The organism is Paenibacillus sp. FSL W7-1088, from assembly GCF_037969855.1.
Lineage (GTDB): Bacteria > Bacillota > Bacilli > Paenibacillales > Paenibacillaceae > Paenibacillus.
On the sequence record NZ_CP150216.1, the window covers coordinates 4,392,881 to 4,413,377 of the forward strand.

At 38.7% G+C, this 20,497-nt stretch carries 25 protein-coding genes; 5 read left to right on the forward strand and 20 right to left on the reverse strand.

What is annotated here, in order from left to right; genetic code table 11:
• Positions 1 to 20: 20 nt before the first annotated feature.
• The 6 genes from MKY42_RS19640 to MKY42_RS19665 form a co-directional block, all read right to left on the reverse strand.
• Complete coding sequence (locus tag MKY42_RS19640) at positions 21 to 890, reverse strand: carbohydrate ABC transporter permease (protein ID WP_062325447.1); 870 nt, start codon at positions 888 to 890, stop codon at positions 21 to 23.
• A gap of 12 nt (positions 891 to 902) precedes the next feature.
• Entirely contained in the window at positions 903 to 1,865 is a 963-nt protein-coding gene (locus MKY42_RS19645) for an ABC transporter permease subunit (protein ID WP_053780874.1), read from the reverse strand.
• A 536-nt stretch (positions 1,866 to 2,401) separates the two neighbouring features.
• Positions 2,402 to 3,208 carry an HAD family hydrolase gene (locus MKY42_RS19650; protein WP_090899929.1) on the reverse strand — a complete coding sequence of 269 codons (807 nt, stop codon included), beginning with the start codon at positions 3,206 to 3,208 and terminating at the stop codon, positions 2,402 to 2,404.
• A gap of 27 nt (positions 3,209 to 3,235) precedes the next feature.
• A complete protein-coding gene (locus tag MKY42_RS19655) occupies positions 3,236 to 3,748 on the reverse strand; it encodes a hypothetical protein (RefSeq protein ID WP_090899932.1) in 513 nt (170 codons plus the stop codon).
• A gap of 126 nt (positions 3,749 to 3,874) precedes the next feature.
• The gene (locus MKY42_RS19660; protein ID WP_062325454.1) at positions 3,875 to 4,084 is read right to left on the reverse strand and encodes a DUF896 domain-containing protein; all 210 of its coding nucleotides are present in this window, start codon (positions 4,082 to 4,084) and stop codon (positions 3,875 to 3,877) included.
• 96 nt (positions 4,085 to 4,180) lie between these two features.
• On the reverse strand, positions 4,181 to 4,558 hold the full coding sequence (locus tag MKY42_RS19665; RefSeq protein WP_090899935.1) for a LysM peptidoglycan-binding domain-containing protein: 378 nt from the start codon (positions 4,556 to 4,558) through the stop codon (positions 4,181 to 4,183).
• 305 nt (positions 4,559 to 4,863) lie between these two features.
• Here MKY42_RS19665 and lexA point away from each other — a divergent pair, with 305 nt between their 5' ends.
• The gene (gene lexA, locus MKY42_RS19670) at positions 4,864 to 5,490 is read left to right on the forward strand and encodes a transcriptional repressor LexA (protein WP_090899937.1); all 627 of its coding nucleotides are present in this window, start codon (positions 4,864 to 4,866) and stop codon (positions 5,488 to 5,490) included.
• A gap of 110 nt (positions 5,491 to 5,600) precedes the next feature.
• Here lexA and MKY42_RS19675 read toward each other — a convergent pair whose 3' ends face one another.
• On the reverse strand, positions 5,601 to 6,902 hold the full coding sequence (locus tag MKY42_RS19675) for an aldehyde dehydrogenase (RefSeq protein ID WP_090899940.1): 1,302 nt from the start codon (positions 6,900 to 6,902) through the stop codon (positions 5,601 to 5,603).
• Between the two features lie 558 nt (positions 6,903 to 7,460).
• On the opposite strand from MKY42_RS19675, the gene MKY42_RS19680 reads away from it, so the two are divergent.
• Positions 7,461 to 8,120, forward strand: coding sequence for a CatB-related O-acetyltransferase (locus MKY42_RS19680; RefSeq protein ID WP_339844102.1), 660 nt, complete (start codon positions 7,461 to 7,463; stop codon positions 8,118 to 8,120).
• Positions 8,121 to 8,544: 424 nt separating this feature from the next.
• Here the strand turns inward: MKY42_RS19680 and MKY42_RS19685 are convergent, their stop codons facing one another.
• The 3 genes from MKY42_RS19685 to MKY42_RS19695 all read right to left on the reverse strand — a co-directional run bounded on the left by MKY42_RS19685 (position 8,545) and on the right by MKY42_RS19695 (position 9,789).
• A complete protein-coding gene (locus MKY42_RS19685; RefSeq protein ID WP_090899944.1) occupies positions 8,545 to 8,880 on the reverse strand; it encodes a YolD-like family protein in 336 nt (111 codons plus the stop codon).
• A 13-nt stretch (positions 8,881 to 8,893) separates the two neighbouring features.
• Positions 8,894 to 9,286 carry a hypothetical protein gene (locus MKY42_RS19690; protein ID WP_090899946.1) on the reverse strand — a complete coding sequence of 131 codons (393 nt, stop codon included), beginning with the start codon at positions 9,284 to 9,286 and terminating at the stop codon, positions 8,894 to 8,896.
• A 215-nt stretch (positions 9,287 to 9,501) separates the two neighbouring features.
• Positions 9,502 to 9,789, reverse strand: a complete 288-nt coding sequence (locus MKY42_RS19695) for a hypothetical protein (RefSeq protein WP_090899949.1) — start codon at positions 9,787 to 9,789, stop codon at positions 9,502 to 9,504.
• Positions 9,790 to 10,056: 267 nt separating this feature from the next.
• On the opposite strand from MKY42_RS19695, the gene MKY42_RS19700 reads away from it, so the two are divergent.
• Entirely contained in the window at positions 10,057 to 10,728 is a 672-nt protein-coding gene (locus tag MKY42_RS19700) for an SOS response-associated peptidase (RefSeq protein ID WP_090899952.1), read from the forward strand.
• Between the two features lie 123 nt (positions 10,729 to 10,851).
• Here the strand turns inward: MKY42_RS19700 and MKY42_RS19705 are convergent, their stop codons facing one another.
• On the reverse strand, positions 10,852 to 11,280 hold the full coding sequence (locus MKY42_RS19705) for a hypothetical protein (RefSeq protein WP_090899955.1): 429 nt from the start codon (positions 11,278 to 11,280) through the stop codon (positions 10,852 to 10,854).
• A 23-nt stretch (positions 11,281 to 11,303) separates the two neighbouring features.
• Positions 11,304 to 11,735 carry a hypothetical protein gene (locus MKY42_RS19710; RefSeq protein WP_090899958.1) on the reverse strand — a complete coding sequence of 144 codons (432 nt, stop codon included), beginning with the start codon at positions 11,733 to 11,735 and terminating at the stop codon, positions 11,304 to 11,306.
• A 261-nt stretch (positions 11,736 to 11,996) separates the two neighbouring features.
• Here MKY42_RS19710 and MKY42_RS19715 point away from each other — a divergent pair, with 261 nt between their 5' ends.
• Together MKY42_RS19715 and MKY42_RS19720 are read left to right on the forward strand one after the other, a co-directional pair.
• Positions 11,997 to 12,704 (forward strand): hypothetical protein, encoded by a 708-nt coding sequence (locus tag MKY42_RS19715; protein WP_090899961.1) that lies wholly within the window; start codon positions 11,997 to 11,999, stop codon positions 12,702 to 12,704.
• An 18-nt stretch (positions 12,705 to 12,722) separates the two neighbouring features.
• The gene (locus tag MKY42_RS19720) at positions 12,723 to 13,277 is read left to right on the forward strand and encodes a hypothetical protein (RefSeq protein ID WP_090899963.1); all 555 of its coding nucleotides are present in this window, start codon (positions 12,723 to 12,725) and stop codon (positions 13,275 to 13,277) included.
• A gap of 1,112 nt (positions 13,278 to 14,389) precedes the next feature.
• On the opposite strand, the gene MKY42_RS19725 is transcribed toward MKY42_RS19720, so the two are convergent.
• From MKY42_RS19725 to MKY42_RS19760, 8 genes are all read right to left on the reverse strand, one after another.
• Entirely contained in the window at positions 14,390 to 14,557 is a 168-nt protein-coding gene (locus MKY42_RS19725) for an aspartyl-phosphate phosphatase Spo0E family protein (protein WP_090899966.1), read from the reverse strand.
• A 123-nt stretch (positions 14,558 to 14,680) separates the two neighbouring features.
• Positions 14,681 to 14,833 (reverse strand): hypothetical protein, encoded by a 153-nt coding sequence (locus MKY42_RS19730; RefSeq protein ID WP_177185743.1) that lies wholly within the window; start codon positions 14,831 to 14,833, stop codon positions 14,681 to 14,683.
• On the reverse strand, positions 14,830 to 16,308 hold the full coding sequence (locus MKY42_RS19735) for an XRE family transcriptional regulator (RefSeq protein WP_339844106.1): 1,479 nt from the start codon (positions 16,306 to 16,308) through the stop codon (positions 14,830 to 14,832). The genes MKY42_RS19730 and MKY42_RS19735 overlap by 4 nt, the downstream gene beginning before the upstream one ends.
• 277 nt (positions 16,309 to 16,585) lie before the next feature.
• Complete coding sequence (locus MKY42_RS19740) at positions 16,586 to 17,197, reverse strand: DUF4073 domain-containing protein (protein WP_090899973.1); 612 nt, start codon at positions 17,195 to 17,197, stop codon at positions 16,586 to 16,588.
• A 203-nt stretch (positions 17,198 to 17,400) separates the two neighbouring features.
• A complete protein-coding gene (locus MKY42_RS19745) occupies positions 17,401 to 17,943 on the reverse strand; it encodes a hypothetical protein (RefSeq protein WP_090899976.1) in 543 nt (180 codons plus the stop codon).
• Positions 17,944 to 18,330: 387 nt separating this feature from the next.
• Positions 18,331 to 18,579, reverse strand: a complete 249-nt coding sequence (locus MKY42_RS19750; RefSeq protein WP_090899978.1) for a DUF1963 domain-containing protein — start codon at positions 18,577 to 18,579, stop codon at positions 18,331 to 18,333.
• Entirely contained in the window at positions 18,576 to 18,749 is a 174-nt protein-coding gene (locus MKY42_RS19755) for a hypothetical protein (protein ID WP_257031369.1), read from the reverse strand. The genes MKY42_RS19750 and MKY42_RS19755 overlap by 4 nt, the downstream gene beginning before the upstream one ends.
• A 914-nt stretch (positions 18,750 to 19,663) precedes the next feature.
• Positions 19,664 to 20,020, reverse strand: coding sequence for a hypothetical protein (locus MKY42_RS19760; RefSeq protein ID WP_339844110.1), 357 nt, complete (start codon positions 20,018 to 20,020; stop codon positions 19,664 to 19,666).
• Positions 20,021 to 20,497 lie beyond the last annotated feature (477 nt).

The following is a 20,497-nucleotide window of genomic DNA, read 5'->3' on the forward strand; positions in this document are numbered from 1 at the left end:
ATCGTTTTAGGATTACTGTTTTACTGTTTAACAGATCCCAACATGATACCGGTTACAAAATATCTTTGGACGAAAGGATAGATGGTCAGAATAGGAAGAATGGTAAGTACCATGGTCACCGACTTAATATTCGCAGCGATTTGAGTCAAATTATCTGCAGATGCTCCCGCGGAAGCCCCACCAGTCGCGCCGGCGATCATATTACGCAAGTAGATTGTTACTGGGAACAGTTCCTTTTTGTCGAGATACAGAAATGCGGGAAACCATGAATTCCAGTGTCCTACAGCGTAAAACAGAACCATCGTTGCCATGACAGCTTTACTCAGCGGTAGAATGATCCGCAACAAAATGCCGTACGTATTCAAACCGTCGATTGCTGCCGCTTCCTCAAGCTCCTCAGGCATGTTTTCGAAAAATGATTTCATAATTAACATGTTATAAATGCTGATTGCACCAGGCACAACCAATGCCCACATCGTATTATTGAAACCTAGAGAGTTAATCAGGACATAGTTAGGAATCAAGCCGCCACTGAAAAACATCGTGAAAACTGCAAACATCGTCAAAAACTTTCGTCCCATTAATCTTTTCTTGGATAAGGCATAAGCGAAAATCGTCGTCATGAACATGGAAATTAAAGTACCTACAACCGTATATATAATTGTGTTTTTATAGTTGGTCCAGAACATGCTGTCACGAGAGATCGTCTTGTAGGTTTCAACATTAAATCCTCTTGGGATAATGCTCACCTTGCCTGAATTAATATAAGCCTCGCTACTGAAAGATTGGGCCACAACATTCAGAAACGGATAGAGCGTGATGAACACCACAAGCAGCAAAAAGATGGCATTGAACACTTTAAATACTTTGTATGATTTTGACTCCAGCATATTGCTCCTCCTTTACCACAAGCTTCGTTGTGTCAGTCTGCGTGAAATTGCATTAACCGAGAATACCAGGATCAGCCCAATAATGGATTCGAACAACCCAATGGCGGTAGCATAGCTGAAATTGCTCGACTGCAAACCTACCCGGTACAGATAAGTAGAAATCACGTCAGATGTCTCGTAGATCAGCGGATTGTAAAGGAGTAAGATTTTCTCAAATCCAACCGCAAGGAAATTACCCATGTTCAAAATCAGCAATGTAACAATCGTTGGGAGAATACCGGGTATGGTTATATGGAGGGTTTGCTTCCAACGGTTTGCACCATCGATCCGCGCAGCCTCATACAAAGAATCATCAATGGTTGTCAACGCAGCCAAATATAGAATGGCTCCCCACCCCATACCTTGCCAAACCTCAGAGGTGATATAGATTGTTCTGAACCATTCCGCTCGCTGCATGAAAGGAATGCTGTCTCCGGTAAAAAATGATACCATTCCGTTAATTGAGCCATTAACTGCCGTTAATTGCAGAATCATTCCGGCAACGATGACGATGGACAAGAAGTGCGGAAGATACGATGCGGTCTGCACAAACTTTTTGAAGCGTTTGCTTTTCACCTCATTCAGCAGCAATGCAAAAATGATCGGAACTGGGAAGGTGAAAAGTAACGCAAGTCCACCGAGCATAAGTGTGTTTCCAAATACTTTCCAAAAGGTTGGATCTTGAATGAACATCTGAAAATACCTGAATCCAACCCATGTCTCTCCAAAAATACTGCCTCCCGGTACAAATCGTCTAAAGGCGATTACATTACCAAGCATTGGCCCGTATTTGAAAATAATAAGATAGATAATTGGAAGAATTAACAGCGAGTACAGCTGCCAATCTTTGCGAAGCAGAGCTGCAGCCGTTCTTAACCTGCTTTCTTTTCGTAAAGATGTCATCGTTAGTGTAGTTTTAGCGGTTTCCGACTCCATATGTTATTTCACTCCGATCCTTAGCTTGATAAACTAAAAGCGTTTTCGGCAAGTCTTATCATATCTTCCTTTTGTAGAAGACAAGTATTTAGATGAACTTCACCCCCACTACAAAATCAATAATGTAAGCGGTATCAATTCTGGCAATCACTAGAGATACATATCGGTTAAGATGCTTACCATCATTTTGTTACTAACCACTACCTGTTGTTTTTACTGAATTAAGTGGCTTTCTTTAATTATTTAAAGCGCTTACAATAGAAAGCAAAATTAGAGCGAATAACTCCTGTTTCACTTCATTCGAGTAAGTCAACAGATATCCGCTGCATTTCTTCGCATACTAGTTGTACTAGTATGTTAGTTATATTCTAAATCAGCAGTTCTATAATATCAATAACTTTTAATAAAAAATTTTATATTTCGTAATTACGGTTCAGTTCAAGCTGTCCCAAAACAAAAAAACATTGTTAGGTTTTATGGATAAAATACATCTCATAAAACCTAACAATGTTTGAGCAGTACAAGAAAAAAACGATTTATGATGCACTAATTGAGAATTCAGCAATGATTCGTTCCAATTCGGATAAATGCTTGATTTGATGGTCAGGCACATACGATTCGGTATTCTCTTTGTTCTCACGGTTAATCCAAACAGATTGAATACCTGCAGACAACGCTCCACGAATATCAGTCGTAAGCTTATCTCCAACCATTAAACTCTCCTCAGGTTGCACTCCCAGCTTACTCAATGCGTGCTCGAAGATCGAAGGATCAGGTTTTCCTTTACCGAATGTACCCGAGATAATAATTTCGTCAAAAAAAGGAGCCAATTCAGGAACGCCATCAAGCTTCTCTTGTTGTAAAGCAGGACAGCCGTTGGTTAAAAGCAAAAGCTTGAACTTCCCTTGTAGATGACTCAACGTTTCCATCGTTTCTTCATAGACATGGGGTCTTGATCTCCGCTCTGCCCCAAATTGTGAGGCGAGTTGTTCCGCCAGATCTTCACGATCAACACCCAGCTTTAACAAGCCACGACGCCATGACTCTTTACGATATGCAGGTGCAAGCTGCTCCAACTGGCGAAATTCCGGCTGATCCCCACCCGTGAAGTTAGCCCAAAGACCTTCAAACGGGTTAATCCCAATCATTTTGGTAAACGAAAAAGTTTCATAAGACTCATACAGATTACGTGCCTCATTACGAACAGCTTCTTCAAGTTCTTCGGGTTTAACACCAGTCTCTTGAGCAGCGATCAGGCAAGTCTCATGAAAGGCTTCTCGAACACTGCGCTCATCCCACAGCAAAGTATCATCCAGGTCGAACAAAATCGCTTTTAACGCCATTTCGGTCATCTTCCCCTTTATGCAAAATTACTTTTTCTCGTATGTTTCCACGGTGATTTGATGTGCTTTGGCGAATTTCAGAAGACGCTCAGTGATTGCATCGGTATCATAACGATTGAGTAGTTTGGTAAATACCCATCTCTTACCTCGTGCATTATGCTCAATCACAACCGTGCCTGGCTCAAATCTGAATTTCACGATATCGTCGACTCCAATTGAACGCTCACGGTTCCCTTTTGTCGTCAAAATCCGGTTACTTCCTATTTTGACATAAGGACGACGGAGCATGAAGATGACTGCCAAAAATACATACAGCAACATGGTCACCCAGTCCCAGGTGGTCATCGGAGCTTTGACAAGAAATGTACTCATAAAGAGGTACAGGAATGCTAGTCCGATCAGAAAAATAGGAAACAGAAGGCTGCGTCCTTTAAATACTTCCTCACCTGGTGTGCCTGAAATCGGTTGACCGCTTTTTTTACGTTGCTGATTCAACTGCTTAGAATTTTTCCGAACCGTTCTCTCGAACGAACGCGACATGAGAATCCCCCTTAGATGTTCTTTGTATCGGCTTACATAACAGTAAACCAACATTTCCCCCTATAATTTGCAACCTCTAGATAACAGGAAGAAACCTAAATATCATAATGATATCATTAGGTTTCCTTAATGTTTGAGTTTGCCTTGGTGGCCTTGATCGTTCTCATCATCTACGATTTCAATCGAATCCAGTTGTTGTCTGAAATTGCTTCGAATGTTATTCAAATAGATTTCTCTAAGCTTGGCACGTTCAGCGAGCTCTTCCTCTGTCAATCCAGTAGATTTTTGCTTGCGAGCCAATTCATTAATACGTGCTACCAGACTATCTATATCCAAGCTTGTCCCCTCCAAAAATACAAAGTCATATTAACTTTGACATGATAAGGGCAGCTTGTCAAGCTGACACGCATTAATGCGTGTGAATATGCAGTTTTATTGTGTGAATTGAGGCAGTATTAAGACTTGCCCCACTTGTATTGAAGTTGATCCAAGTTGATTGACTTTCTTAATTGCTTCTATATATATACGTGTATCCATTGTTTCCGGTTTGTGATTCAATGATATACTCCATAGTGTATCTCCTTGTGAAACTGCTATCTTCCCGCCAGGCAACAGATCATTTTCATTACCAGCAAACACTGTCAATACTGTACTGCATCCAACCAGTATAATTAAGCTTACGATTATTAATTTCAAGACCCATGTTGGGACATTACCTTTTGCAAAAACCTTCTTAAAATTCCTTATGTTCGTTTCAACCACTTCTGAATGCACCGGTTCGTAAATGCTTTGATAAGTAGAATATCTCATTAAATATCGACCTCCAAACGTTTGTTCCTATCCGTTGAAATCAATATAACACGAACACTTGTTTTGTACAATAACTTTTTAGAACAATTGTTCGCTTTTTTTTGTAACATCCTACATTCCATTATCTTTCTTCTATTGTATGGGAACTGTCATTTGCAGTATTTGATTAGACTAAAAGAAATTTTTCATCTTAATTTGCAAAAAAACATTGATTTTATGGCATTTTATTTAGAACTTATGTTTGTACGAACGGAGGTTCTATGTTATAATTTTCCCAAACGTTACTAAAATGGGGTTGATACGGTATGTCGAAGATATCCAGCAGGCAACAGGCTATTCTGGAGTTTATACGCAATGAAGTCCGGTTGAAGGGGTATCCTCCTTCCGTACGCGAAATTGGTGAGGCCGTTGGGTTGGCTTCCAGCTCTACAGTACATGGACATCTGGATCGTTTGGAGAAGAAAGGTCTGATTAGACGCGACCCAACCAAACCAAGAGCCATTGAACTTCTCAGCCAGGAAGAGTCAGAGCATTCACATCAGTTTGCTCACAGCGTTGCTCGCATTCCAGTCGTGGGTAAAGTTACTGCAGGGGTTCCAATCACAGCAACAGAAAATATCGAAGATTACTTCCCTCTTCCTACGCATTATGTAGGCGATCAGAAAGTATTTATGCTTTCGGTCGTGGGTGACAGTATGGTTGAAGCAGGCATTGTTAACGGAGACTATGTTATTGTACGTCAGCAGCAAACTGCGGATAACGGCGACATCGTAGTAGCCATGACTGAAGACGATGAAGCAACGGTAAAAACGTTCTACAAAGAAAAAGATCATATTCGTCTTCAACCGGAAAATTCGACTTTTGAACCGTTGCGTTTGAAACACGTTAGCATCCTCGGCAAAGTCATTGGCCTTTTCCGTGATATTCATTAATATGTATTGATGTTGTTCAGATGTTTCACAATAAGATACTTAAAGAGGTTGTCCCGTTCCGGGACAACCTCTTTTTTCTACATATTACTTATATTATTCTACGTTAACGACTATTCGCTGCGTCTAAGAATGCTCTTATGATGAGAGAACACATCAAAACTCTGATGACCATGGTAAGAACCCATTCCACTTTCTCCTACGCCGCCGAACGGAAGATAATGTGATGTCATATGAGACAATGTGTCATTAATACAACCACCACCAAAAGAAACTTGATTCAGAACCTGATTCTGCAGATTATCATTTTGCGTGAAGAGGTATAATGCCAGTGGTTTTGGACGGCGAACAATCTCATCTAGCATCGGGTTAAGATCAGTATACTTAAACACAGGAAGGATTGGACCAAAGATCTCCTCTTGCATCACTGGGGATTTCCAATCCACTTCCCCCAGTACTGTTGGTTCAATGAGCAGCTGATCACGTTCAGATCGTCCACCAATCATTGCTTTGCCATCTTGGAGTAACACCGCTAAACGATCAAAGTTACGTGCGTTGACAATGTGCGGAAAATCAGCATTTTGCAACACATCGTCTCCAAATTTGTCCTGAATTTCTGCACCGATCAATTCCACTAATTTGTCATGTACATCCTCATGTACAAGCAAATAGTCAGGAGCGACACAGGTTTGCCCAGCATTCAGAAATTTACCACGAACAATGCGCTGAGCCGCCAGCTTCAAATCCGCATCCTGATGAACTATGACTGGGCTCTTACCCCCTAGTTCTAACGTAACTGGAGTCAAATGCTCAGCAGCTGCCTTCATAACAATGCGGCCAACACCTGTACTGCCTGTAAAGAAAATATAATCAAACTTTTCTTTCAGCAATGCTGTACTGGTCTCGACTTCTCCTTCCACAACTGCCAGGTACTCACTAGGAAATATCTCATGAATCAAATTATAAGTCAGACGTGATACGGCTGGAGTTAATTCAGACGGCTTAATAATAGCACAGTTACCCGCAGCAATGACTCCAATTAGAGGGCCGAAAGCCAGCTGGAACGGATAGTTCCATGGTGCAATAATAAGAGCAACTCCATAAGGTTCTGGATAAATTAGGCTTGTACCATCAGGTATAGCAGAATTTGTAGGCACAGGTTTTGGTGTTGCCCATTCCTCCAAGTGTTCCAATGCAAAATCCAGTTCACCCAACACAATTCGAATCTCGGAGCCATAAGCCTCTGTTTCAGATTTATTTAGATCCGCACGGAGTGCGTCAAGAATACGTTGCTGATATTTCTCAATTCCCTGTCTTAATTGCTGAAGAGCACGAATACGGTACTCTACAGACTTGGTTTGACCTGTATAAAAAAATGTCCGCTGTGCGGAAACCAGTTGCTTCTCTTGTTCCATATTAACATCTCCAATTAATTGTTCAAAATTTAATTTCTAAAAACATAAATGAATTATAACGCAATTATATGAAACTATCAACATATAGATACTGTAAAAATAGAGTAAACAATCAATATGAACTTTCGCTTCAACGATATGATCGTAATTTAATTAACCATTCTCTTTTTTATTGACTACTTTAAAACCTCAATGCTAAGATGCCAAGATCTACACTACGAATACCAGCTTTCCCTTTACCTTTTTGTTTCGGTCCCTGATCTACTACAACGTGAGATAGTAATCGTTCTCGATAGCGCACACGGTTTCTGCCTATGTTATTTCTTCCTGAATTTTCTCTTCATTAAATACACTTGATATATACTTGGAATCAGGATACTTACTGCATATGTTTACGAGAATAGGATTGACAAAAAAAGAGGTCATTGCTACAATGGCCCTCATATCTTAAGGAAGGATGATTCAGATGATTCGTCGTCTAAAAAAACTAAAGAATGTGGCTACCGCATCTCGCTTCTAAGTTACTCAGAAATATAACTTAGAAGCGAGGAATTTAAAATGAATATAAACCACTTTAATCACTGGTCCGAAATTAAGTATTTAAAGGACATTGTAACCAATCCATTAATTGATGTTGGCGATTACTCCTATTACTCTGGTTATTACGATAACCATTCATCTTTTGAAGATGGATGCGTGAGATATTTATGGGGAGATGAAAAATCGAGGAGCTTATTCAACCCGATTGAGGAATTTGGTTGGCAAATAGATCGATTAATTATTGGTAATTATGTATGTATCGCAGCCGGCGTCGTTATTCTTATGGGAGGAAATAACAATCACCATGCGGAGTGGATCACGGTTTATCCGTTCGCTAATCAAATTAGCCGTTCATTCTCACCCAAGGGAGATACCATTATAGAAAGCGATGCATGGATCGGCATGAATGCCATGATTATGCCTGGTGTTACCATTGGTGAAGGTGCGATTGTTGCAGCAGGCTCAATTGTAACAAAAGATGTCGCCCCTTACACGATAGTTGGTGGAAATCCTGCAAAAGAAGTTAGAAAGCGTTTCTCAGAAGAAAAAATTATGAAGTTAAAAGAAATGCGCTGGTTTGATTGGAAAAGAGAATCAATTGAAGCAGCCACTCACTTACTTTCTAGTTCTTCTATTGATGAGTTATATGAGTACTATTTATCAGAAATTAAGGACTGAGCTCCTATATATATAAAGCTAGGTAGAATAATATTCTACCTAGCTTCTTTATATCCCCCGCCCACAAAAAGAAAAACCCCTCAGCGCTAGAGCGCCAAGGGATTCAGCTATTAGTACAACGTGATATATTAATCGCGTTCCCATTGGTGGACTTGGGTACGATTTATGTACGATGGCTTCATATTATTGTTTCTTTCATTATATAAGCGCTAAATATGGAATCCAATAGAAACAAAAGCTCGTATTCAATCATAGCTTTGCATGACTTGAGGGACGTTTGGGGGACGAGTTGGGGGATGTCCCCGAACTTCAAATGAACCGTCAGTACAGCTCCGATGGATTACAAATCATATGTCCGAAACAACCCTATATAATAGAAGGAAAAAAACTGAGCCCCTGGAGTAATCCCTTGGGGCTCTATCAATTATCGGCTTGCCGCAGTAATTTCTTCGATCTTGATCCAACTATAATCCTCATCAGCGCGTACAAGTTTAATTCTCCTGTTTGGCTTATCGATCGATGTCACAACGCCCCGCATAATCTCGTCATCAAATGGGTTAAATACAGTCAACGTAACAGAGCGGCATTCTTGGTAAGATTCCAGGATCGCTTCCTCAATGAGCTGCATTTCCTGTTCATCCAAGGCAGGCTTCCCCCGTCTCTCTTGTTCCTTCATTTCGTTTAAGTATGCTTCCCGATGTTCTGGAAGAATAATGCGAGATCCTTCAAAGATCCCGTTAGCCGTCAATTTGCTCGACACATTGCATTCCTCCTCAGTATTCAGTCCAATAGCTTAAATCATTTGGCTGCGCCGGCGACGGTGCCTTAGGAAGCTTAGGCAGCTCAGACTCTCGTTCCCAGTCTTCCAAAATAACGATACTAGCCGTATCTGACTTGTCATCCCAATGTATGTATTCCGAGGCTATAAGAGCGTCCAGGGCAGCCATGACGTCTGGCTTATGCTTACCCGTTTTAACAGTCAATTCATGGATTGTAGGCAGCCGTCGCCGCCCACCACTGTAGTTGTACAAGATCCGTAGGACCTTACGTTGATAATCTGTCAACATGTTAACCACCTCGAATTCATTATATGCGAACATTTGTTCTTTTATAAACAACAAAAAAAACCAGTCGAGCAGACCAGGTACATTTATAGTAGCACTCATAGGAGAGAGTAATAATAGCTTACACCATGTTATGTAATTTTATTCTTGAAGGCAGGTATGGAGCAGATATTGAATAAATTCATAAGTTCTTCAGACAATAGAGATGCAGGCAACAGAGTAGGTAACCAGTTTGAAGTGCATCAAGATCGTAGAATTATTTGGGATTAGCAAAAACCCGCTAACCTTAGTAGTTGGCGGGTTTTCCTTTAGTAAGTTTAGAAACCGGAATCTTGTGTAACAATTCCTGAATAATAGGCTCTTACTTGTGATGGAGTAACTTGAACGATATTCGTTCTTTGAAGAGTGCCATAATAATGATCGGCATCAGTATAAAAATAGGTTGAAGGAATATTAGCATTTGATGGGTAATCTTGATAAACGGTCACACTTTTTTGTTTGTTCATAATCGTTACATCTGAAGCTTGGCTTGCCATTACTGGCACCGATATAGACAAAAGCGCAAGAGACAAAACAGAAGCAGTTAAGATTTTTTTCAAAGCCACAAGATCATCTCCTAGTATTTTATATGTATTACACAAACAACAATACTATATTTTTACATGTATTCATGTAACATTCGTTACATAATTAGGATAATCACACACCTCCTAACCCATAACTTACCGCATCTATCCTTTATGGCAAAACGATATAATTGGATTGAGATTTTTTAATGTATTTTTCAATCTTCAGGATTACTCCATAAACCAATGTTTGATCAATTTATTGTGTGATTATATATTGCAAAGACAATACAGGAGGTGTTTTGTATGTGTGGTAGATTTACAATCACTGACCCCATTGAAGCTATATTAGACCGGTACTATGCATCTATTGCAGATGGATTTGAGTACAAGCCTAATTACAACGCTGCACCTATGCAGTACATCCCCACCATTATAGGGAGCAAAGACGGCAATAGGCTGGGCTCACTCCGATGGGGACTGGTACCCGTTTGGGCCAAGGATGACAAGATCGGTAACAAGATGATTAACGCTCGAGCTGAGACACTAAATGAAAAGCCGGCCTTTAAACGACTGATCAGCTCCAAGCGTTGTATCATCCCATGCAGCGGATTCTACGAGTGGAAGAAAGAAGGGACAGACAAACAGCCGATGCGCATACTGATGAAGGATGAAAGTATCTTTTCATTGGCTGGCCTTTATGATACCTGGGCGGATCCGGACGGCAATAAGCTCAGCACATGCACCATCATTACTACTCAGCCCAATGAACTGATGGAAGACATCCACAATCGTATGCCGGTTATCCTGCGTCCAGAGGACGAGGCGGAATGGCTTGGAAGAGATAATGATGATGTTCAGTCGTTGCTCGGTCTGTTGAAGCCGTATCAAGCATCAGAGATGCGCGCATACGAAGTACCAAAGGGAGTAGGTAACGTACGTAATAACAACGAGGATTTGATTAGAGAAGTAGGCTGAACATGCCGCAAAGCTGCAGCTCAGCTGCAGATAAATAAGAACTGAACACGTTGCTTGATAAAAATATATATGTGAACAAAAAAAGACACTGCCAGCATTATGCCAGCAGTGTCTTTTACCGATTCAATTTTGTTGTTTTAACAGATGTTCACATAGATTAACATACATCTCTTGCATCTGAAGAGATTTCAAAAGATATGATGGGTTAACATCTGCCGGCGCTATCAACTTCACAAGAGATACGAACTCATCATATGTTGGTGGAGAATCACTCAATAGGAAATCATCAGGAACTGAAAAGAATTTATTTCTTTCCTTTATATCTTCTATCTTCTCCCTGTGAAAATGCTCCATTTGTTCGTCTCTTGCACTAGTTTGTGCTTTTAGCCTGCGGTTAAATATGTATAACACATCAGTCAAAGAACGAGTTTGCTTTTCATTAAAATCGTGATCAAGTAGGAACATGAAATATGGATGTTCATCCGAGGCAACCACTGTTCTAATGAGCTTGATTTGATATTTCAAAAGCTCAAGCTGTTCATCTACATTCATTCCATTCCCACCTTGTAAATTATTTAAAATGCAATAAACATAATAGCCTTAGCTATTACTGTCGCTGCACCTTGTGGAATACTGCATTCGAATATTAAAAATCCAATTAAGTTTTTCTCTACTACTAGTTCAGTCTCTTCTATAAAGTTCGCGATAGATAAACGATTTTCTTTCACATAATCAGCATACTCTTTTTTACCTAGATATTCTAACAAATCTTCGAGCAGTTCCCCTCCATGCTTTAGAGCAAATACAAAGGCTGATTTTTTGAATCCCATTGTCGTAACAGTGCCATCATCAACTGGTTGTGGAGTAACAACTGGCGTTTCAATCTTTGCTCTGTCAACAGGATTCGGTGTGCTAGCAAATGCGGAGATTGGAGCAATAACAAATGATAGAGCGAGTACGGAAGTCGACATAGCTAATACCAATTTCTTTTTCATAGACGCAATCATTCCAATACCTCCAAATATTTGTATTTATGTTACTGGATCATAGTATTATATTTCCAATGTCGAAGTAAGGGGAAATGTGTAAAATATCTGTTAAATAAAAAAAAGGTTCCACCAGCGTTATACTAGTGGAACCTTTTCACCGATGCTATCGGATTTAAATATAGTGGCTGTAAATTGTTCCAATTTAAATATAGCCACATTTTCCTGGGTCTGATAGACTATTTTATGTTGTTAATTATTACTATATCAGGAGGAAGAAGATTGAAAAAGCCTATTCAGAAAAAATGGTGGTTTTGGCTTATTGTTGTGATTATAGTTGCAGGGATTTTTGGAAACAAAGATGAGGAGAATTCTAAAAAAGACGAGGTTGCATCAACCGAAGTATCGATCCCGACTGAAAGCAAGTCAGAGACTATTGTAACTGAAAAATCAGTTGCTAAAACCCAGGAAGTAAAGGTAGCAAAAGAAAATGTAAAGAAGCAAGATCAGAAGGAACTAGAGATCCCTGGAAGTTTAAATATGACACCTGAAGAATTTCGAAAGTCATTTAACAAACGTGCTCAGGAAATCGGAAATTCGAAATTAAAAATAGGGAAGAAACTTGAGATACAAAAAGGAGCAGTTCAGGATGTATTTCAGTATATCATTACAGATTACATAGGTATCACTGGTTCCATTAACAAAGCTGATGGTTCTGTACGAGATGTTACAATGATCGGTCAAGGAAATGGAACCATGACATCTGGAGCTGATATTGTTCTAGCTATCGGTTTAGTTATTCTTTCTGTTAATCCCGATGTGCCCGCAAGTTCTGTCGCAAATATCCTTTCAGATATGCATATACTGGATGAAGGAGTTGACTGGAGTACAGTTGATGAATCAACCGAAGTAAACGGAATACGATACACTGTACTTGGTTCGGAAACGATCGGAATTATGTTTAGTGCTAGTGACGCAAACGATAAGTAATTTATAAAGGAGACTACTATGAAACGAGTAACAGCTCTACTATGTGCCATTACAATGTTTGGATTCATATTTAACGCATCTTACATCGAGGCTGCTACTGTAAATCCAAAGACTCTGTTAGAAAAGAAATTCCCACGGGAGCAGGTAAAGGTCAGTAAGTCAGTAGACCTAAACGTAGACAAAAAGAAGGAACACTTATTGATCACTGAATCAGGCAATTTTTATCTTATTAATTCCAAAGGTGTCATAGTACTTATAGATACAAATTACTATAGCGATGAAGAACCAACAATCCAAATCCTCAATGTTTCGGCTAAAGAAAAGCATGTAGCTGTTACTCTTGACTATTTACCATCAAATACAGAACTGCTCGTTTATAAATATCAGAATGGTACTCTTAAAAAGAAGTTATCTGTTATGGGTGATGTTGGAATAGAGATTTCGAAAACCGGGGAAATAATTCAAATGTGGAAGAATTACTATCCAGAAGGTGGTTGGAAGATCGCAGTTGCAAGCTATAAGTGGAATAGTAAGAAAGATAAATATGTAGGTTCAGGTGAATTACCACGATAAGACAAATAAGACTCTTTCGACTTAGTTTCGTGAGAGTCTTATTTTTGTTCAATTATGCAAAGCATAAACTAAGTATCAACTCCTCTTGCTTTGCCGACCTAGAGCATAAGCCGTCACATAATTGATCCTGCCGTCACCCAGTGCAGGTAAGTTTGTCTCTCCTGTTACGATAGAAATTTTATTTGCGCCAGCCACGCCCATACCGTCCCTTTGTTTCTGATGACGACAGAACCCTCTGTTTCGTAAGCCATGTTGAATCTACTTTTGCTCATAGAGAAAAGCACCCGTTTGGGTGCTCTTAGGTTAAACCTTGATTAATTTATTAAGTAGGAAGATGAAGTCCTCTTGTCCACCAACATGCGAGGTTAAACGGACACGGAGTAGATTCAGTACCTCCTCTGATTACTTAACGCTCAACATCTTCTTCAGAACGCTTGTTAAGTGATCTTTATATTTTGGGTCATCCTGATGCTTTCAGGGCTCAGCATATAGAATTTTATTACACATATAAACTCAAACCTCGATTTCTAAAATGTACTCGTTTGAGGGTAAGATTAAATTAATCTTTAAAGGCAGCGGTAGTTCAAACTCTTTTATAATCGCTCTTACATAGCACTCTGCACTTCGCTTCTGTATATCCCATGGGAAATAAATTGTGTGATTGTTCATTTACTGTCCTCCATGATGCCAGGCTTAGTATTTGAATTTCTTTTCTAGTCATGAGAGCATTATTTTTGCTGTGAATAAAAAACTTGCCTACCCTTAAACACTTCAAATGAATGAAAGCATTTTATGCTCTATTTGTGGATCAATAAACGTTGTAATCAATTAAAAATTATGTAACCAGACCCGTAGTAGAACTTATATTCAAACGATAAACTGCAAGATACATGAGTAGTGAGTTTTTAACCTTACTACTATCAATAATTTCTCACCATTCTTATAAGTCGTGAAAAATAATTATCCATTTTAGGATCATAGTTTTCTTTCATACAAATACACCTGAATTTTATTTATGGCTTTAACCCTTTAACCTGAGCAAGAGCTTGATTAATGTTCCACGATTCCCACGGCTCCATTACTCTATATCATAATTCACTAAGCACACGGATCTAACTGGATGATGTTTTTGTATCATTGTTGTGTTGATTTATTAATTCATCTAATAGTTCGGATTGTCTGATAACCAAAGGATGTTCAATACCATATATGTTAACTAACTTGTTTAAGACATCCCTCTCTTCTTCTATTTTTTCTTTAATTGTAGGATTAGTAGACATAACAAAATCACCTCTATAACTAATCCTAACTCTTTCTATTCAAATTTCAGATTGGTGAATATATACAAAAAAGACAATTAAAAAACCTCCATCCAAGGAGGTTTTGGACATTACTATTCTGTTTTACCAACCGCCAGCACCATGTGAGCTCGTTTTTATTATGGAAATATCTTTTTTTGGAATAACTTCGTAGTTATCAGCTGATACCTGATTAAATGGAGCAATTACCAAAATTGCTAAAGTCACAGCCAAAGAAACGATCATTATCTTCTTCATATAACTAATTCGACCTCCTTTAAAATTGCTTTATACTTATCTAGTTGATCCACTGTTGCTGAATGCCTCAATTTCTCAAATAAGCAGAAGCATCTGACCAGATAAGCATCATTATTTAGTTTAGCAGATATTGCCAAACTATCTAACACAAAGATTATACCAATATTAGGGCGTAGAGATCTAATATAATATTCAGCTAAATCAGCTAAGAAAATCACAAATCTGTCGTTAATTACTTGAGAAGTATATGTCCCCACCTTTTTCTGGGAGATTACCTGGTTTTGAATCATTTCGTTATAGCGCTCTAAAATATGGTCGATATTACAGGAGTATTTCAGCGCAGCTTTCACAACTTTGAATAGAGCCAGAAGTATTTCGTTATCGTTGCTAGCCAAAGAATCTACATAATTCTCAATTAATTGGATATCCCCTGTCATTATTCTATAAAGCATTCTATTCGCGGTGGCCCAGACTAAAAATTGTTTCTTTGTTTGCTCGGCTGCAGCGTCGGTTTCAACGATCCAACTGTGATCCTCATATTTTTCTAAATGATAAAAAGCTTCATTGAAATCCCGAGCCTCTTCAGCTACTGTCCCTAATATCAAATGCGAATACAAAATATACCCAAATAACACTTTTTTAGGTCCACTCACACTGATTTCATTTACTTTCCTTTTATGTTTTAAATCGTATTGTATTCTAGCTATTCGTCCCATTTCAGTGCTTAATTGTTTTGCTTTCTCCCATTTCTGCAAAGAAACATACAAGTTAACGAGATCTTTTATAGCATCAAGTTGTTCTAATTCACCCAACCTTGTGACAAAAGGTTCGAATACAAGAGCAAGTTCATAATTGATATGCTGATCATTCCCTAGTGATAATTTGAAGATTCTATATTGACACACAGCTAACCTTTCGGCATGCTGATAACGTTCTCCTTCTGAGACTTTTTTATAGATAAGAAGTGATGCCGTGGTATTGCCTCCTTCATACAGAGATTCAGCAAAATCAAATAGTGAAGAAATATAGTAAGATTTCTCCAACATAAGATCAACAACTTTTTCAATACAGAATAGTTTATTTAACTGTGAGCATCTAGTTAGAAACGGCCGTAACCTTCTCCAGTCTGTTGATGGATCAAGCAGCAGCTCATCTACATATAGATCATAAAAAGTGCCCTCTTCAAGTCCCATCGTGTATGTCATTCTATCAAGAGCTTTAATCGGAATGAGCTGAGAACCATTGATAAAGCGACTAAGAGTTCCAGAATTTATACCCGATATTTCAGCAAAATGATAAACAAGCATTTGATTTTCTTCTATGTAATTTAACAACTCTGCCCGAATTGTTTGTTGAGTTTTCACTTCCAAGGATGATTTCACCTCCACTGATAAAAATCCATTTTTTATGTCTTTATCATCTATATAGGTAATGATATGGATTATTCTACCATCGGTCAATGCATTTTTCTGCAAAAATACTTAAACAATTTAATTTCGCAGAATTATAAGCTAACTTTTTATACGAACAACAAAAAAAGGTTCTAAATTAACGCGGCCCTTTTAGGAACTTCATTTAAAATTAGGTTTGATTTGAACCAGTAATCACTAGTAAATTCGCAGTTGTTTAATTAATCGGCTTATCTAATGAAATTTTATTTGGCTTACTTCAACATTTTAAAACAAGAACCCAAATCAAAAATATAATGATTGGGGTTCTTCTAAAACTGAACATTCTCTTCACTTTATGAAATTAGTAATCATAAGATGTTGGCGTTCCTGCTGGGAATGGATCACGAGCCGCTTCTCGAACTTGTACAACGTCACCGGATTGCATGGGCACTACTTGATCCACATTCAATGCAACCCACTCTCCACCATTCCGAGAATATTCAAGCGTCGACAATGACGTGGATAGCGAATTGTTTCCAGTTAGGACATAAACATTAGATGTGAATGTAAAACTTTTGGCTGGTCCTGCTGGAAGAAAATCGTTTGCACTTTCGCGAAGAAGGATCGTAAGGTCTCCAGGGAATTGTGGTGGATTTGCCTCATTATACGTAGTCCACGTTTCTCCGTCATTTGAGGAATACTCCATTGCTGATGATATATACGCTTTTTCAAATGTGTTACTAGCATCATTAATACGAATATACATTGCTACATTTTCTACAAAGCTAACAAACTTCGTTTTCCCAGATGGAACCTGACTAACTGGATCAGCTTTAACTCTAACTCTTACAGATACGCTTCCAGGGAAAATCGGAGGGTTTACTTCATCATAAGTAATCCATTTCACACCATCGTCGATGGAAGGCAAGTAACAGTCAATGGCCTTTGCCGAGCGAACCTGGTAACGATCCATGTCCAGCTGAACTTTCGCCGTACAAAAATAGGTTTCAATGGCCCAACGTTTACTGTAATAGCCTAAAACTTATGTTTTTCAATCCAAATCTTCTAATTCTTTATATTACAAACAATGTATGTTTGCTTGCTTTTTATTACATTTACATTTCTATCATTTGCTTCAAATAAAAAAGACAACAGTTTTCTGTTGTCTGCTGGCTATTAATATATGTACGCTTCATTAAGATATTCGATTGCAAGTTCGAAACTTTGATTTATTTCGTTTAATTTATTCAATGCCTCTTTGTTAAATTGATTTTCAGTCAACTTGTCTTTACCATCGTAATGATCCTTAATGAATTTAACAAGTTCAGTTTTTTGTTCAGCTATACTTTTTAGTAGAAAATTGCTTTCTCTTGTATAACTTTTAATCATTTCTGCCAACTGTTTTTTGGCAGCAGCAAGGTCCTTTTTGATCTTTTCTTTCTCCTTTTTCAAGACTTCGATTGAGTTTTTACTTGATTTATTTTTTACTGCTTGGTTGTACTTTACTGTCGCCTGTTTTAATTTTTCTGTGAGTGAAGCAACTTCTGTACCTAATACTACTTTGAGTTTTTTTTGTGCCTTCTTAATCTCTTTTACATTGTCTTTGTAGTCCTCAAAATAAATTCTTTCAATCTCACTAGTAGACATTGATCTTGCTGCAAACACTTGGACTGGAAAAATTAAAGTAAATAACATAACTAACAATAATGCTTTTCTCATATGTATCCCCTTATATACTTAGTTTTAGATTTCATTTTAAGTTAAATAAAGGAATCAATCAATAGATATTATTGCAGGGTTATATTCATGAGTAAAACAAGAAATTACTATTAAAGCTCAAAAGTACATTCACTAAACTGGGTCACTGTGAAGTTGTACGTAAGGAATTCAAATTGTGCATCAGAAGATAATTCGTTATGAACTTGTACACTTGTACCATTAAAGGACAAGAACTTCTACCTATTGCTGTATAATTCCTCTTTTCACTCTCAATTTCCCCGGGTCCATGGCTAAACTTTCAGATTAGCCGCTTCAACTTATTTACTTCCCATTGGGTAGAAAAATCTGCTTTTTATCGCCAGATTATCTTATCTGGCCGTCAAACCCTCAATAACAATCCCAATGCATGTGCCATTCACCATTCGAACGAGACCTTAACAGTACATCGTCCCCGTTGTCACCCACCATAACTCCCGGCTTTTCCTCGCTTCCGATCTGCATGATAAACTGAAAATCTTCTAAGGAAACCGGTGACTGGATATAGGATGCATATCCTCCTATTTTCGTTTGCGGGTAACTGTCGAATTCATCGAAGAACTGATCGTGCGCAGCTTCATCCTCATTCACTTCCGTCAAGTCAACATATTTCCAAGCCTCTTCCCAGCATGGGTAATCATCGCTGCTCCTTCCGGTGTTATCATCAATTGCAGCTCTTCCACCGACTGATGCTCGATGAGCAGCCAGCCTTCTCCGTTCTTGACAGGATAGATCGGAAGCTGTTTCCTGTTCAGAAACAGCTGGATCAAGCTTGCCTTCCCCACACCTCTGCTGGAGTTTTTTGTGAGTTATATAGCCAAAAACCAATCGAGAAAATTTTAGTTCAGGAAATCGCGAATAAGTCAGGATATAACCGTAGCACCTTTTATCAATACTTTACTCTGATATATACGAATTGTTAGATGCTCTCGAAAATGACTTATTGAGCGACATAAAAGAAGAATTGGCGAAAAAAGAGCTATCGATGCATGCGGTTCAAGATGCGCTCCATTGTCTGGACAAAAAAAGAACATCTTTTGGTTCTCAATGCCCTTTTAGGTGTTTATGGAAGTCCCCGTTTTTTAAAACGCTTAAAAAAGAAATCACTCTAAATCGGTTAATTAAATGTTCCGCAAAACCCTTCCTTAACGCCATATTTGATTGAGTTTTACCTGTCAACCTCCCTTTCCTTATTTCGTCTTTGGCTCCAGCGACAAAAGGATTTATCGTCAGAAGAGTTTTTCAAGTTAGTGGACAACCTCTGTTCAAAAGAGGTTACGTCCTATTCTAAAGAACGAGTTAATCGGTGTGTAGTACAATAAAAAACTTGCCCTTCCTTGTGGTACGATTCAGGAATGATCTTAAACTATCCTACCCGTTAGTTTAATGAATTAACGGTTATAAAACTCCTCACTTAGATATTCATCTAATCGGCAATCGGACTAGTTCTTGTCCTTGGCTCAGGACAAGAACTTGTACCGATAAATTAAAAAAGCCGCTAAATTAGCGACTTCAATGGGACCATGTTCTGGTCCCTCAACACTTGTACAAATCCTTTATTTTGCTACAGGGCATTTTTTTGTTTTTAGTTTTCCTACATGAATTATTTTTTGTTTTCAATTTTTGTTAACTAGAAAATATTGTGTCCCCATATAACATTTTTTATTCATTTTATTATTTGATGTCACTCCCCTACTATAAGCTTCCTATACCAGAATGAATACGGCTTCTTCTTAAATCCCTTCAGCTGAGTAAAATGTGCAGTCTTTTGAAGCTTCCGCTCATGATACTCTGACATTCCAAATATCTCGACGATTGTTTCCGGAGACGTATCCAGGAATAAGCCATCAGGCAACATGCCATTCCAAGTCGGATAATACTTTAGGTTGTACGGCGGCCGGATAATCTGCCGCTGCTGACAATGGCATTCGTTGTAGATATCCCGCTCATAGGAACTGTCAACTACCACTCCATGAGAACTGATCGGTATTGACGTCATGGAACGAAACTCTACCAGCTTCTCATACCCCGTATCGGTCACCCCTCCTCCAACTGAATAGGGTCACCTATTCCGCTTAACGAATGGAGGGCATCCTCCCATTTGTTCTTTTTGCAAAGGATCTCGAACCGAGTGTTACTCGACAAATGCTTCCCTTTAATGATGTGATGCGTATCACTGAACACACGCACTTCCTAAAAAAGAAGAAGCGTCATGAGATAGAGGTTATGTTTGTTCTTAACGCTATACGCAGCTTTCGAGATTTCCCCTTTCCCAGCAAACACCATGTTCTTGTCCATTTTTGGTGCAACATCAGTTGCCCTTTCCGCCAGCACCGCCCGGAAACAGCCAATTGCGCTTATAGTATCTCTAAAACCAACTGAACGAAACTTCCCGTGAGAGCTTATTCATGAATAAGCTTTTTATAAGCTGGATAGACTTTATACATGAAAATTATGCTTGAATTCATTAATGTCGATCAGCAATCTGCTCATAAACGTCATTCACAAATAATGATGT

What these genes read in the sequence shown, in the direction of transcription:
- MKY42_RS19700 (WP_090899952.1), top strand. Translation starts at nt 10,057, where the DNA reads ATGTGTGGTAGATTTACAATCACTGACCCCATTGAAGCTATATTAGAC.
- MKY42_RS19720 (WP_090899963.1), top strand. Translation starts at nt 12,723, where the DNA reads ATGAAACGAGTAACAGCTCTACTATGTGCCATTACAATGTTTGGATTC.
- MKY42_RS19710 (WP_090899958.1), bottom strand. Translation starts at nt 11,735, where the DNA reads ATGATTGCGTCTATGAAAAAGAAATTGGTATTAGCTATGTCGACTTCC.
- MKY42_RS19705 (WP_090899955.1), bottom strand. Translation starts at nt 11,280, where the DNA reads ATGAATGTAGATGAACAGCTTGAGCTTTTGAAATATCAAATCAAGCTC.
- MKY42_RS19655 (WP_090899932.1), bottom strand. Translation starts at nt 3,748, where the DNA reads ATGTCGCGTTCGTTCGAGAGAACGGTTCGGAAAAATTCTAAGCAGTTG.
- MKY42_RS19740 (WP_090899973.1), bottom strand. Translation starts at nt 17,197, where the DNA reads ATGGATCGTTACCAGGTTCGCTCGGCAAAGGCCATTGACTGTTACTTG.
- MKY42_RS19690 (WP_090899946.1), bottom strand. Translation starts at nt 9,286, where the DNA reads ATGAGTGCTACTATAAATGTACCTGGTCTGCTCGACTGGTTTTTTTTG.
- MKY42_RS19650 (WP_090899929.1), bottom strand. Translation starts at nt 3,208, where the DNA reads ATGGCGTTAAAAGCGATTTTGTTCGACCTGGATGATACTTTGCTGTGG.
- MKY42_RS19675 (WP_090899940.1), bottom strand. Translation starts at nt 6,902, where the DNA reads ATGGAACAAGAGAAGCAACTGGTTTCCGCACAGCGGACATTTTTTTAT.
- MKY42_RS19680 (WP_339844102.1), top strand. Translation starts at nt 7,461, where the DNA reads ATGAATATAAACCACTTTAATCACTGGTCCGAAATTAAGTATTTAAAG.
- MKY42_RS19645 (WP_053780874.1), bottom strand. Translation starts at nt 1,865, where the DNA reads ATGGAGTCGGAAACCGCTAAAACTACACTAACGATGACATCTTTACGA.
- MKY42_RS19665 (WP_090899935.1), bottom strand. Translation starts at nt 4,558, where the DNA reads ATGAGATATTCTACTTATCAAAGCATTTACGAACCGGTGCATTCAGAA.
- MKY42_RS19640 (WP_062325447.1), bottom strand. Translation starts at nt 890, where the DNA reads ATGCTGGAGTCAAAATCATACAAAGTATTTAAAGTGTTCAATGCCATC.
- MKY42_RS19745 (WP_090899976.1), bottom strand. Translation starts at nt 17,943, where the DNA reads ATGAGAAAAGCATTATTGTTAGTTATGTTATTTACTTTAATTTTTCCA.
- MKY42_RS19730 (WP_177185743.1), bottom strand. Translation starts at nt 14,833, where the DNA reads ATGAAGAAGATAATGATCGTTTCTTTGGCTGTGACTTTAGCAATTTTG.
- MKY42_RS19725 (WP_090899966.1), bottom strand. Translation starts at nt 14,557, where the DNA reads ATGTCTACTAATCCTACAATTAAAGAAAAAATAGAAGAAGAGAGGGAT.
- lexA (WP_090899937.1), top strand. Translation starts at nt 4,864, where the DNA reads ATGTCGAAGATATCCAGCAGGCAACAGGCTATTCTGGAGTTTATACGC.